Below are 13,836 nucleotides of genomic sequence, written 5' to 3' on the forward strand. Positions count from 1 at the left end.
CGGGTGGCGGCTATGCCCCACCCGGCGTACTGTCTGTTTCCCAGGTCCGGTGCGCAAAGCACCACCACAGCAGAACGGCCACCAGCGCAATCGCGCTCAGGACGCTGAATGCCGTGGCAAATGAGTAATGACCGGCAATCGTGCCGGTTAACGCCGGGCTCATGGATGCCCCAACCCCCTGCATCAGCATCACCACACTCTGCCCCGCATTGACGTGCCCGCTCCCGCGCAACAGCACCACGATAAACGACGGCACCGCGACGCCCAGGATCCCTGCGGCGAGCCCGTCGAGAATTTGTACCGGGATCATCATGAGCGGCGCGTCCGTCGACGCCGCCAGCGCGGCGCGCACCGGCATCACCAGCAGCGCCAGCATAATCAAGCGCCAGTAGCCGTAGCGGTCTATTCGGTGGGCGACCCAGATGGCGACGGGGATCATCACGGCCTGAGAGATGATAACGGTGCCCGCCGCGTACAAACCGGGGTTGATCGAGGCGGGCGCGGCGGCCACCCTCATGCTCAGCATCGGCAACAGCGCGGCGTTCGCCAGGTGAAACAGCAGCAGCGTCAGTCCGGTCACAAACAGCGCCCGGTTTTTAATCAGCACGGCAAAGCCGGGAACCGGCAGGCTCGCTGAAGAAGAGAGCCCCCTCGCCGCGTCGTTATCGATATCCCCGTTGCGAATGGCAAGCAGCGCACAGAGCGTTAACAGCGTGGTACAGGTCATCAGCAGGAAAATCCCGCCGACGCCCCAGTACCACGCAATGCCCCCTGCAATCAGTGCGGTAACAAAGTTGCCGCCGTGATTGAACGCCTCATTTTTGCCCATCTGCGCGCTGAACCCGCTCTGGCCGGTCAGCCCCAGGGTAATCCCGGCGATCAGCGGCCCGACAAATGCCGCACAGATGCCGGAGACAATTTGCGAAACGGCGACAACAGCGCTCTGCTGGCTAAACCAGAGCAGCAGCGTGCTAAGAGTGATAAGCAGGCACACCAGCGCCAGCACGGTCCGCTTGCTGCGTGAGGTGTCGGTGATGAATCCCGCCGGCAGCGTGGCCAGTAGTCCCGCCAGCCCACCGGCCGTCATCAGGATGCCGATATCATCGGGAGCCCAGTGGCGTTCGGTCAGAAAAATACCGAGAAAAGGACCGAGGCCATCGCGGACATCCGCGATGAAAAAACTTGTCAGGCATAATGCCCGCAGCGAACGAAGAGACATACTTCCTGCCTTTGTCTGTTATCGCCTGTAAAAAAGGAAATGTAGTATAGCGGGTATTTTTTAAAATCAGATGACGTCTTAAAAAATATGCCTTGCGAACTTAAACAATTCATAACGGAGGCTGTTTTTTCGCTTTACTCATTATCGACCCTGACTATACTGGCAATAAATTTTCACAGGAGTCCTTCGTTGGAAAGTTATTTTATTGTTGATACGAAGGTAAGCTAGCGCGATTTTCTCGCTGCTTACCTGAAACGGTGGGCAGCAATCCTCTTTAAGCGATTGTATCCCGACACAGTAAGAACCACTCAATTTGTGGGGCATCGCATGTTCATGTTTACACATTCACTCTTTCCGCCACCGTCGTCCTGACACGTTTAGCATTTAAACGGCGTTATGATGTGCTTAGCAAAGCACTGACGCTTATTATTTAATAACGTTAACAGGCGACAGGCTGATGTTCCCTTATATCTCTCATCTGCTCGCAGCGATGCTGCTGGGCGCAATTATTGGCGCGGAAAGACAGTGGCGCCAGCGTATGGCCGGACTTCGTACCAATGCACTGGTTGCCACGGGTGCGGCAGTGTTCATTTTAAGTTCGGTATCGACTTCTCCTGATAGCCCGGGGCGTATCGCAGCGCAGATCGTCTCAGGAATCGGCTTTCTTGGCGCTGGCGTCATTATGCGTGAAGGAATGAATATTCGTGGTTTGAACACCGCCGCAACGCTGTGGTGCTCGGCCGGAATTGGCGTACTGTGCGGATTAGGCCAGTTCTGGAATGCCGCTATGGCCAGCCTAATTATTCTCTGCGCTAACATATTGCTTCGCGAAGCCGCGCAGCGAATTAATCAACTGCCCGTGCTCCATGAAGGCGAAAAATGCTATGTCCTTAAAATCACCTGCAATGATGAGCATGAAGATGCGGTGCGGCAGAGCGTTGTAAATATGGCGAAAGAGTTGACGTTAAGTCTGAAAGCGATTTATTCCGCTACGGCGCAAGCAGAAGGTAAAACCGAAATTCGGGCGGAGGTGATGACCCGGGAGGAATACCGAAAATTACTCGATCTGATTATGGGGAATATGGGCGGAAATAAAATTATCGCGTCCGTCAGCTGTCACGCAATATGAACAAGGTACCGGGCCTTGCGCCCGGTTGAGGCTTTGGCGTTTTGCAGAAAACGGACCGTGACGCGGAGAGATTCATCCCCGAATGCCCCTGTTCGTTGTCACGCCACGTTGACGAGATCAGGGCAGGTTCGACTGTACGCCTATCACATAACCGAAATTTGTCCCCGTTATGACAGCTTGCTCTCTGTTTTCCTGAAATTAACGGTCTACCCTGAATTGTGTGAAAAACACTCAGGAGGGACAAATGTATAACTCAATTTTGGTTCCAATTGACATTTCGGAGGATAGCCTGACGCACATGGTTATCCCTTTCGTTCAGGCACATACAGCACTTAACACAGCTAAAGTACACTTTCTTACCGTCATTCCATCGCTTCCGTATTATTCATCATTAGGCCTGGCCTATTCGGTAGAAATGCCGAAGCTGAAAGAGTTCCAGCACGCGGCCTTAGCGAAGCTGGATGAAATCGTTAAGCAATTCAAAATTCCTCCAGACAAGGTACAGACTCACGCCGTGACGGGATCTCCAAAAGATCAAATCCTTAAGCTCGCTGACACGATCGATGTCGACCTGATTATCATCGCTTCCCACAAACCTGACATATCGACGTATCTGTTGGGTTCGAACGCTGCGGCAGTGGTTCGGCATGCGAAATGCCCTGTCCTGGTCGTAAGATAGAAAGCGGCGTTTACGCTCTGGATACGAACGGAGAGCGGATAACAAAAACCGGGCGAGAAGCCCGGTTTTTCATTTACGCTGCCCTGAGTGAAAGCGCGATTTAGAGATTGACTCTGTTGGCGTTTAAATTTAAGTCCGTAATGGCGGCCGGTTTTCCAAGCAGGTAGCCCTGAACTTCATCACATTTATTTTTTTTCAGAAAAGACAGCTGTTCGACGGTCTCCACCCCTTCTGCGGTTACCGCCATGGAATAGGCTTTGCCCAGGTCGATAATTTTCTCCACGACTGACTGGTTCTGCGGCGAGTCACCGAGGGTAAAAATAAAGCTCTTGTCGAGCTTAAGCCCGTCAAACTGAAACTTCCGCAGATAGCTCAGAGAGGCATAGCCGGTACCGAAATCGTCAATCAGAATGCGGACGCCCATTCTTTTGAGAGACTTCATGGTCTGCAAGGTTTTTTCCGGGTCGGAAAGCGTAACGTTTTCAGTCACTTCAATTTCCAGCCGGTTGGGTTCAAGCCCCGTTTCGTGAAGGATCTCTTTTATTCTTTCGGCAAGATCGCTTGCCTGGAATTCGATAGCAGAAATATTGACGGAGACCGATAATCCCGGCAATTTATCTTTCGTCTCCGCACAGGCTTTGCGTATGACCCAGTTGCTCAGGCTAATAATCAGCCCGGTTTCTTCTGCCAGCGGGATAAACTGATCGGGCATTATGGTCCCCCGAGCCGGGTGCTGCCAGCGCACCAGCGCTTCGACGGCCTCAATTTTAGAATACCGGAGGTTATAACGCGGCTGGTAAACCAGGTAGAGCTGTTCTTCGCGAATCGCGGTCTTGAGTTCTAATTCCAGTTTCCTGCGTTCAGTCAACTTTTCCGACATATCCGGGCGATAATAGACCCATCGGTTTCTGCCGGATTGTTTCGCCTGATACAGCGCAATATCCGCGTAGCGTAGAAGATCGTTTGCGCTGCTGCTATCCCGGGGAGCCAGCGCAATGCCCATGCTTACGCCTATCGCCACATCATTGCCCTCAATGGCGAAAGGACGGTTAAGTTCGTGCACGATACGACGACACACCTCCTCAATCTGGTCTTGCTGGCTGGTGTTGCCGAGGAGAAGCATAAATTCATCCCCTCCCTGCCGTGCGACAAAATCACCCCGACGAACGCAATTTTTAAGACGTGAAGCGACCTCGCCAAGCAGGGCATCGCCGGTGGAGTGCCCGAAAATATCATTGACGGGTTTAAACTTGTCTAAATCAAGGCAAATCATGGCAAACGGATAACGGTTGAGGTCTTCTTTCGCCAACTGGCCAGCCAAAAATTCCTTAATATGATACCGGTTCGGCAGACCGGTTAATTCATCATGGCGTGACAGGAACTCCACGCGTTTTGTTGCTTCAACTTCCTGAGAGACGTCGGTTGCCGCGCCTCGCAACACCACCGTTCCATCAGGCTGAGCAGAAAACTTTGCCAGAAGCGTGCAATATGACGTGTTTTTTTGCGCGTGAGTATAAGGACAGTTTTTAAATTCAAAGCGTTCGGTTAAATCCCGCTGCCCGGCGCAGTCATGTGATAATTCGCCTGTCGCCGGAAAGAGTTCATCCAACCTGCGGCCTATCCATTTGCTATTTTCATATCCCGTTATTGTAGAGAAACGACCCGATAGCCACGTTATCCTTAACGATAAATCTGTTTCCCAGAACCAGTCGCTGGTTGTTTCACTGACGTCCCGGAATCGTTTTTCACTCGTAATAAGATTCAACCGCGCCTGCTCAAGGAGAAACGTATTTTCGTCAAGCATTCTCGCCTTGTGCATAATATGGCGCATCAATATCACCGTCATCGATACCGTCAGAACGACGGAAAGAATGAGCAATGGCAAAAAATAAATTATTAACGCCTGGCCGGGATTTTCACCGTCCCAGATAATTTGCACATCCCCATTTTGGGTGCTTAAGGTAAATTCCGTCTGATTATTTATTTGAGAAGTGGCTGTATCAGGTGAAGTACGAACGTTCTGGATGCCGTCATCCTGCCCAATCGTGAGGAGTTTTTTAGCCGTTAACTTGTCTATAAACACCATTGTCGACGGTTTTCCGGGCATGGTTTGCACGCTCGCATCATCGCCCGTCGTTATCCATTGCGCAGAAACAATGGCCGGCACGGAATCGATAAGCGCTAGCACAGAAACCGGCACTCCCTTTTTTATACTCAACTCATGGAGTAAACGGTCTTTGGTTGATTTGTCTAACCAGCTCTCCAGCTCCTGCAGCTTCAGTTTCCCGTCAACGACACTGTATCGCGTACTCCCTTCCGGAGAGAGAACAAACACCCCTTCGTAGCCAAAGTTGTCATACAGGGACTTACCCAGGTTCTGCTTATCCCACGCCCAGTGAACGTCATTGTTCAGATGAAGATGTTTGTAGGCATCTCCCCACTCGGCATTATCTTTCAAATGACTTCGCATGCTCTCCTGGCGGGTCTCCAGGGCTTTCCTTAACAAAAATTCATCGTGCTTGTCGCTGATTTCATTCACATTACCTTTTATTATTAGCAGGGAAATTATTGCCGCAATAAAAATACTTATCAACAACGTTACAATATAGGTAAAGGTTTTATTTATCAGGCCTTTAGAAGGCTCGGTATCCGTGAAGCCCGGATTGTTCAGAGGTAGGGTCATCTTTCGCCTTCTTAACTGCTACTGCGTCGATTTTTATGCCACTTTCATTTATCGGCACAAAATAACAAAAATTTATAGCTAAAAATCCGAAGCTAAAGGTTTTTATTTTTACAATCCAGAACAAACTATTAACCATTAATTCATTTAAAGCCTAATCTTGGCTAATTAAATATACTGTTCGAAGTAAGTTTTAATCTCACCTGTTTTATTTATAAAGAAAACATATTAAAACTGTTTTTGCAGAAGACGTTACAAGCACGTTGGAGACTATAAAAAACCGGGCGTAAAGCCCGGTTCTTTTTTCTGACGAGACTGGCTCTATTCGCTCAACCCGCGATTTTCCAGCATCGGTTCAATCTTCGGATCGTGCCCGCGCCACTGCCGATAAAGTTCTGCCAGATCCGTGCTGTTACCACGGGACAAAATCGCCTCGCGGAATTTTTGTCCGTTTTCACGAGTCAGACCGCCCTGTTCGACAAACCACTGATAGCCATCGTCCGCCAGCATTTGCGTCCACAGGTAGGCGTAATATCCCGCCGCGTAGCCGCCGCCGAAAATATGGGCAAAATAGCTGCTGCGATAGCGCGGCGGTACGGCGGGCAGATCCAGCCCCTCTTTTTTCAGTGCTGCCGCTTCAAACGCGTCTACGCTCGAAACGGCTTCGCTAATCCCGTGCCAGTTCATGTCCAGCAGCGCGGCAGCCAGCAGCTCCGTCATGTCATAACCCTTGTTGAAATGGGTCGCGTTGAGCATGCTTTCCCGCAGCGCGTCCGGCATCGGTTCACCGGTTTCGTAATGGCGGGCGTAGTGGGTAAATACCTGTGGATGGCTGGCCCAGTGTTCGTTGATCTGCGACGGGAATTCAACGAAATCGCGCGGCGTATTGGTCCCGGAGAGCGTGGCGAAACGCTGGCTGGCAAACAGACCGTGCAGCGTATGGCCAAACTCGTGGAACAGGGTGATCACGTCATCCCAGGAGAGAAGCGCGACGCCGCCGTTAGCCGGTTTTTGGTAATTACAGACGTTGTAGATCACCGGACGGGCGGCAAGCTCGAAGGATTGCTCGACGAAATTCCCCATCCAGGCCCCGCCCTGCTTGGAATCGCGGGCAAAAAAGTCGCCGTAAAACAGCGCCATGCCCTCACCGGTGTGGTCGAAAATTTCCCAGACGCGGACGTCCGGGTGATACACCGGAATATCGAAGCGCTCCACAAAGCGGATGCCAAACAGCTGGCTTGCGGCCCAGAATACGCCATCGTGCAATACGGTATTGAGCGCAAAATAGGGTTTGATTTGCGATTCATCGAGGGCATATTTTGCCTGACGCACGCGCTCGGCATAAAAGGCCCAGTCCCAGGCCTGCGCGGTGAAACCGCCCTGCTCGTCATCAATCACTTTCTGAATATCGGCCTGCTCGCGCTCTGCCCGGGCGCGGGCGGCGGGCACAATGCCGCGCATAAATTCCAGCGCGGCGTCCGGGGTTTTCGCCATCTGGTCGGCGATACTCCAGCTGGCGTAATCGTCAAATCCCAGCAGGCGGGCCTGCCGGGCGCGCAGCGCCGTAAGGCGGAGGATCAGCTCGCGAGTGTCGTTTTCATCCCCTTTCTGGGTGCGCGTCCAGCCTGCGTTGAACAGGTTTTCGCGGGTCTGACGATTGCGCAGTGCGGAAAGCGCGGGCTGCTGAGTCGTGTTCAGAAGCGGGATCAGCCAGCGGTCGTTTAACCCTCGCTCCGCGGCAGCCTGCGCCGCGTCGGCGATCTCGCTGGCGCTGAGCCCATCAAGCTGGTGCGCGTAATCCACCACCAGCCCACCCGTCTTATCGGCAGCCAGCAGACGCTGATTGAACTGGCTGGTCAGGGTCGCCGCCTCGGTATTCAGCGCCTTCAGCTCGGCTTTTTCCGTTTCATTGAGACGCGCGCCGGCCAGAATAAACCGCTGATACGTCTCCTCGACCAGCCGGCGGGATTCGGCGTCCAGCGCGGCACGGTCCTGCCAGACGCTCTCCACGCGGGCGAAAAGGGTGTCATTCAGCCAGATGTCGTTTGCCAGCGCGGCAAGCTCGGTGGAGAACTGCTCCTCAAGCTCCTGCAGATACGCATTGGTGTGTGCGGAGGTCATAGCGAAGAACACGCTGCTGACGCGCGAGAGCAAAGCGCCGCTTTTCTCCAGCGCCAGCACGGTGTTGGTGAAGTCCGGCGCAGCGGTTTGAGACACAATGGCGTCTACGTCCGCCCGCTTCTGGCGAAGCGCTTCATCAAAGGCCGGGCGATAGTGGCTATCGTTGATTTCATCAAAATGGGGGGCCTGGTAAGGCAGCAGGCTGATGTCAAAAAAGGGGTTCGTGGCCGTCATCTTTCGCTCCTGAGTACGGGTATCCTCCCAGAGTAGGCCAGGCCGCCATCCCCTGCAACGCCGTCATACAAATGTTGCCTTAACGCACCCTCTGCGGCCGTGCTATGTTAGTACAACACAAAAAGCGTTGAGGAACAGTGAGATGATTATTTTAGTTACCGGGGCAACGGCAGGTTTTGGTGAAAGCATCACGCGTCGCTTCGTCGCCAACGGGCACAAGGTTATTGCCACGGGCCGTCGTCAGGAGCGCCTGCAGGAGCTGAAGGACGAATTAGGCGACAGCATCCTGACCGCGCAGCTGGACGTGCGTAACCGCGCGGCCATTGAAGAGATGATTGCCAACCTGCCCGCCGAGTGGCGCGCCATCGACGTTCTGGTCAACAATGCCGGTCTGGCGCTGGGCATGGAGCCCGCCCACAAAGCCAGCGTTGAAGACTGGGAAAACATGATCGACACCAACAACAAAGGGCTGGTCTATATGACCCGCGCGGTGCTGCCGGGCATGGTCGAGCGCAACCGCGGCCACATTATCAACATTGGCTCCACCGCCGGAAGCTGGCCTTACGCGGGCGGCAACGTCTATGGCGCAACGAAGGCGTTTGTGCGCCAGTTCAGCCTTAACCTGCGTACCGACCTGCACGGCACCGCCATTCGCGTTACCGATATCGAGCCGGGCCTGGTGGGCGGCACCGAGTTTTCCAACGTGCGTTTCAAAGGCGATGACGCGAAAGCGGATAAAACCTACGAAAATGCTAACGCGCTGACGCCGGAAGATGTGACCGAAACGGTCTGGTGGGTGGCAACGCTGCCAAAACACGTCAACATCAATACCGTGGAAATGATGCCCGTCAGCCAGAGTTTTGCCGGACTTAGCGTCCATCGTGGCTAAATCTGCCCTTCCCGGCCTGCGGGCCGGGTCTGTTTCGGGTTATAAAAGAATGGTAGTATGTTCAGGCTAACTCTCTGAGAAATGACAACTCATGGCCGCTGAATCGCAACTCAATCCCACCCAGCCCGTTAACCAGCAAATCTATCGCATTTTGCGACGTGATATTGTCCATTGCCTGATCCCACCGGGAACGCCGCTTTCTGAAAAAGAGGTGTCTGTGCGTTTTGACGTTTCCCGTCAGCCGGTACGTGAAGCGTTTATTAAGCTTGCTGAGAACGGACTGATTCAGATCCGCCCGCAGCGCGGCAGCTACGTGAACAAAATTTCACTCTCTCAGGTACGCAACGGCTGTTTCGTTCGCCAGGCCATTGAATGCGCGGTGGCGCGCCGTGCCGCAACGCTTATCAACGACAACCAGTGTTACCAGCTGGAGCAGAACCTGCACCAGCAGCGTATTGCGATTGACCGTAAGCAGCTCAATGATTTCTTCCAGCTTGACGATGAATTCCACCAGAAGCTGGCGCAGATCGCGGATTGTCAGCTGGCCTGGGACACCATCGAGAACATCAAGGCCACCATTGACCGCGTGCGCTATATGAGCCTCGATCACGTCTCCCCGCCGGAAATGCTGCTCCGACAGCATCATGATATTTTCAGCGCGCTGGAAAAACGCGACCCGGACGGTGTGGAAAAAGCGATGACGCTGCATCTGCAGGAAATTAGCGAATCCGTGCAGCTTATTCGTCAGGAAAATAGCGAGTGGTTTAGCGAAGAGTAATATGCGCCGCCCCTTTCGGGTGCGGCGAGGTGATTAGCGAACGACTAACACCGGGATCGTGGCGTAGCGCAGAATAGATTCCGCATTTGAACCCAGCAGATGCGTGGAGATGCTCGGATTTTTCGACCCGATGACAATCGCATCATATTTCCCCTCCTTGCTCAGCTTGATAATTTCATCCCGGACGTTGCCAAAACGCACCATGCTGTGAATATTCTCAGGGGCAATATCGAACAGTCTTTTTAACTCGTTCATTTTCTTCCCGGATTCTGCGGTCATATACTCTTCAAACTTTTTTATATCGGCGTTGAAACCGCGCAGCAGAGACCGGCTGCTGGCAGGCAGAATATTGACCAGGGTAATCGACGCGCCCTCAGCCTTCGCAAGGCTTGCCGCGTGGCGAACCGCTTTGTCGCTCAAATCCATTTCAAACACGTCTACAGGCATCAAAATGTTCTTATACATAAGCCTGACTCCTTATTCCGATGAAAGGGTTATTTCCTGCACACAGGATGACATCAGGAATATAAACCAACCCTCAACGCTTCCCTGTCGAAACTATCAATTAATGAAAATAACGGTCCACTTTGTAAATTACCGTCCTGAACCGTCAGCGCCCGACGAAATAAAGAAAAAAGTGTGAGTTTGATCAAAAACAAAAACATGAAGCGCGGACAGGCGTATTTATATGCCCCGTGAACGGCATAACCCGAAATAGCGCCGTAACGAACAGGTTAGAGAGGAGAAAATACCATGATGACATACGACCGTAACCGCAATGCAATCACCACCGGCAGCCGCGTCATGATTAGCGGCACGGGCAAAACTGGCGTGATTAAAGCGATCCACAGCGACGGGCTGGATGCCGCGCAGGTGCGCCGCAGCAAAACGGTTGAAGTGGAAGGATGCGAAGGTAAGTTCGAACCGATTGAGCTGATTCGCCTGGGGATGCACTAAGCTGTGCGCAGCCATGCCGCCGCGCACGGCGGCATGTGCTGAACTACCGTTGAGACGCGTACTGCGCGACGGTCGCTTTCGCGCCCTGTTGCAGCAACGACCGGTACGCGGCCATCACCGCAGCCACAAAGCGCGGCTCCTGCGGTAACTCGTTACCAAAGATGGCCTCAATGCCGAGCAGCGCATTGACCCGGCTTTCGCCTTCCGCACTTTCGTTCACCGCCGCCTGAATCACCGCCAGCTGCGGATCGCTCACGTCGATGGCGTTACCCTGCTCGTCAATGCCGCCGACATAACGCATCCAGCCAGCCACCCCCAGCGCCAGCAGCGGGAAAGGCGTCTGGTGCACCAGGTGCCAGCGCACGGAGTCCAGCATACGCTGCGGGAGCTTCTGGCTGCCGTCCATCGCGATTTGCCATGTCCGATGGCGCAGGGCCGGGTTGCTGTAGCGGGCAATCAGGAGATCGGCATAGCGGCCTAAATCAACGCCCTTCACTTTCAGCGTGGGCGCCTGCTCGTTAAGCATCAGCGCGTGCGCGGCGAGGCGGTAGTTCTCGTCTTCCATACAGTCGTTGATATGCGGGTAGCCGGCCAGATAGCCCAGGTACGCCAGGAACGAGTGGCTGCCGTTGAGCATGCGCAGCTTCATCTCTTCAAACGGGATCACGTCTGACACCAGCTCGGCTCCGGCCTTTTCCCACTCTGGACGTCCTGCCACAAAGTTATCTTCGATCACCCACTGGCGAAACGGTTCACAGGCGACTGCCGCCGGGTCACGCACGCCGGTCAGCTGCTCAATTTTATCCAGCGTATCGGGCGTGACCGCCGGCACGATACGATCCACCATGGTTGACGGGAAGGTGACGTTAGCCTCGATCCAGTCCGCCAGCTCGCCGTCTACGGCCCGGGCGTACGCGCAGGTCACATTGCGCATCACGTGTCCGTTCTCCGGCATGTTGTCGCAGGACATCACGCTAAACGCGGGCAGACCCGCCGCTTTGCGACGCGCCAGCGCTTCCACCACCACGCCCGGCGCGGATTTCGGCTGGTGCGGGTTTTGCAGGTCGGCGACGATAAACGGGTGATCGAGCATCAGTTGTCCTGTCGCCGGTGAATGGCAGTACCCTTTCTCGGTGATGGTCAGCGAGACAATCGCCACCTGCGGTTCGCACATCGCCGCCAGCACGCTTTCCAGCCCGTCAACCTGCGCATGCAGCGCTTTTTTAACCACGCCAACTACGCGGGATGTCCATGCATCGGCAGACATCTCCGCCACGGTGTAGAGGTTATCCTGCGCGTTCAGATCGGCAATCTGCTGCTCGCCGCCAATCAGGTTAACCTCACAGTAGCCCCAGTCGCTGCCGTGCCCGGCGGCGAGAATGTCGGCGTACACCGCCTGGTGCGCCCGGTGAAAGGCGCCAAAACCCAGATGAACAATGCGTGGTTGAAGGCTGTCGCGATCGTACTGAGGCAGCGTCGCGTTGGCCTGTAATAAGGTGTTTTCCATGATTAAGACTCGTTAATTAGAAAGTCGTGGACCGCTGCCGCTCCTCTGAAGCGGCAGCGCCTGCTGACTACACCAACTAGAATGGCAGTTGGGGTAAAAAAATAACTGCCATCAACCATACTGATACTGCCGTTTGAGATTTTGATTTATATTAACTTTTGCTCATGTGGTGTGACATAAAGATAAAGTTATGTGACAGGTCACGTAAGTTATAAACCATTAGCGTCGCGAGGAGACCGCGCCGTAACCCAAGCTCTCCTCTGGCGCGGACTCCGCTGCGTCGTGCGCCGCGCTCAAATCACGGTCGCGCACTTCCGGCATCAGGAACGCCGAGACCAGCCCAATCACGGAATAAGCCACCAGCATGGCGACGATCGGCCACCATGAGCCGGTCATGTTGCAGAAGATCCCCGCCAGTACCGGACCAAAGCCCACCGCCACCAAACCGCCCGCCTCTTTCGAGATAGCCATGCGGGTAAAGCGATTTCGCGAGCCAAACATCTCCGCCATGGTGATATTTTCCAGCGCAAACAGCCCCAGCACGGCGAAGTTATGGATAACGATGATGGAGAGCATAATCGTCCCCGGCGCATAGCTCTTATCGACGATGATCGACAGCATTGGGTAGGCGAGAAGAATGGCGGAGATATTGAGGATAATGTACGGCAGACGGCGCCCTACTTTATCGGAAAGCCAGCCCAGCAGCGGAATGGAGATAAACCCGAGAATGGAGCTTATCATCAGCGCATCGGTCGGGATGGCTTTATCGAACAGCAGCGTCTGGACCAGATACCCGGCGAGGAACGTCTGGATCAGCCCCGAGTTGCCCGCCTGACCGAAACGCAGCCCGGTCGCAAGCCAGAAGGATTTACTTTTCACCATTGAACCCAGCGAGGTGTCCGGCTGTACGGTTTGGGCATCGTTCACTTTCTCAAAGACCGGGCTCTCTTTCAGGTTCATTCGCAGCCAGATGGCGAAAATCATCACCACGACGCTGGCGAGGAACGGCACGCGCCAGCCCCAGGCAATTAGCTCTTCACGGTCGAGGGCAAAGAACATCACCGCCCAGATCGCCGTGGCGCTCAGCGTCCCGCAGTTAGTGCCCATCGCCACCAGCGAGGAGATAATGCCGCGTTTGCCTTTCGGCGCGTACTCCGCCAGCATGGTCCCGGCCCCGGAGATCTCAGCCCCGGCCCCCAGGCCCTGGATGATACGCAGCGTCACCAGCAGAACGGGAGCAAAAATCCCGATCTGCGCGTAGGTCGGCAGGACGCCAATCAGCGTGGTGCAGATCCCCATCATGGTGATGGTGATAAACAGCACCTTCTTACGACCAATGCTGTCGCCCATTCTGCCAAAGATAAAGGCGCCGACAATGCGTGCGATATAGCCTGCGCCGTAGGTCCCCATCGCGAGGATCAGCGCCATCGCGGCTGACTGTTCCGGGAAGAAGATCTCGTGAAAGACCAGGGCAGCCCCCAGCGAGTAAAGCTGAAAGTCCATAAACTCCAGGGCGGTGCCCAGCCAGCCGGAAACGGCGGCTTTCACCAGATCGGAGGTAGTTCTTTGAGGTTGTGCTTGCGTCATAATGGCTATCTCTGAAGGGTAAGATGCGTACCACATAGAGCCTGTCTGCGCAGGCT

Annotated in this window: 11 protein-coding genes; 5 read left to right on the plus strand and 6 right to left on the minus strand. The window is 54.4% G+C overall.

Translation table 11 applies throughout. The features are described 5' to 3' along the window. Positions 1-10: 10 nt before the first annotated feature. Entirely contained in the window at positions 11-1,219 is a 1,209-nt protein-coding gene (locus tag FOY96_RS11395) for an MFS transporter (protein WP_047061728.1), read from the minus strand. A 457-nt stretch (positions 1,220-1,676) separates the two neighbouring features. Between FOY96_RS11395 and FOY96_RS11400 the strand changes: the two genes are divergently transcribed. Then, on the plus strand, positions 1,677-2,348 hold the full coding sequence (locus FOY96_RS11400) for an MgtC family protein (protein WP_033145409.1): 672 nt from the start codon (positions 1,677-1,679) through the stop codon (positions 2,346-2,348). A 244-nt stretch (positions 2,349-2,592) separates the two neighbouring features. Next, positions 2,593-3,027 carry a universal stress protein UspF gene (gene uspF / locus FOY96_RS11405; protein WP_143347079.1) on the plus strand — a complete coding sequence of 145 codons (435 nt, stop codon included), beginning with the start codon at positions 2,593-2,595 and terminating at the stop codon, positions 3,025-3,027. Between the two features lie 100 nt (positions 3,028-3,127). On the opposite strand, the gene FOY96_RS11410 is transcribed toward uspF, so the two are convergent. Then, positions 3,128-5,710, minus strand: a complete 2,583-nt coding sequence (locus FOY96_RS11410; protein ID WP_143347080.1) for a bifunctional diguanylate cyclase/phosphodiesterase — start codon at positions 5,708-5,710, stop codon at positions 3,128-3,130. A 318-nt stretch (positions 5,711-6,028) separates the two neighbouring features. Continuing rightward, positions 6,029-8,062, minus strand: coding sequence for a peptidyl-dipeptidase Dcp (gene dcp / locus FOY96_RS11415; RefSeq protein WP_143347081.1), 2,034 nt, complete (start codon positions 8,060-8,062; stop codon positions 6,029-6,031). Between the two features lie 142 nt (positions 8,063-8,204). Between dcp and ydfG the strand changes: the two genes are divergently transcribed. Next, the gene (gene ydfG / locus FOY96_RS11420; RefSeq protein ID WP_023292548.1) at positions 8,205-8,951 is read left to right on the plus strand and encodes a bifunctional NADP-dependent 3-hydroxy acid dehydrogenase/3-hydroxypropionate dehydrogenase YdfG; all 747 of its coding nucleotides are present in this window, start codon (positions 8,205-8,207) and stop codon (positions 8,949-8,951) included. A gap of 91 nt (positions 8,952-9,042) precedes the next feature. Next, positions 9,043-9,729, plus strand: a complete 687-nt coding sequence (locus tag FOY96_RS11425) for a GntR family transcriptional regulator (RefSeq protein ID WP_023311557.1) — start codon at positions 9,043-9,045, stop codon at positions 9,727-9,729. Positions 9,730-9,762: 33 nt separating this feature from the next. On the opposite strand, the gene FOY96_RS11430 is transcribed toward FOY96_RS11425, so the two are convergent. Continuing rightward, positions 9,763-10,194 (minus strand): universal stress protein, encoded by a 432-nt coding sequence (locus FOY96_RS11430; protein WP_033145406.1) that lies wholly within the window; start codon positions 10,192-10,194, stop codon positions 9,763-9,765. A gap of 288 nt (positions 10,195-10,482) precedes the next feature. Here FOY96_RS11430 and ydfZ point away from each other — a divergent pair, with 288 nt between their 5' ends. After that, positions 10,483-10,686: a putative selenium delivery protein YdfZ gene (gene ydfZ, locus FOY96_RS11435; RefSeq protein ID WP_014883679.1), complete on the plus strand. Its 204-nt coding sequence runs from the start codon at positions 10,483-10,485 to the stop codon at positions 10,684-10,686. A 43-nt stretch (positions 10,687-10,729) separates the two neighbouring features. On the opposite strand, the gene FOY96_RS11440 is transcribed toward ydfZ, so the two are convergent. Both FOY96_RS11440 and FOY96_RS11445 read right to left on the minus strand, forming a co-directional pair. After that, positions 10,730-12,193, minus strand: coding sequence for a mannitol dehydrogenase family protein (locus FOY96_RS11440; protein ID WP_143347082.1), 1,464 nt, complete (start codon positions 12,191-12,193; stop codon positions 10,730-10,732). 219 nt (positions 12,194-12,412) lie between these two features. Continuing rightward, a complete protein-coding gene (locus FOY96_RS11445) occupies positions 12,413-13,780 on the minus strand; it encodes an MFS transporter (RefSeq protein WP_143347083.1) in 1,368 nt (455 codons plus the stop codon). Positions 13,781-13,836 lie beyond the last annotated feature (56 nt).

Source organism: Enterobacter asburiae (assembly GCF_007035645.1).
Classification (GTDB): Bacteria; Pseudomonadota; Gammaproteobacteria; order Enterobacterales; family Enterobacteriaceae; genus Enterobacter; species Enterobacter asburiae_B.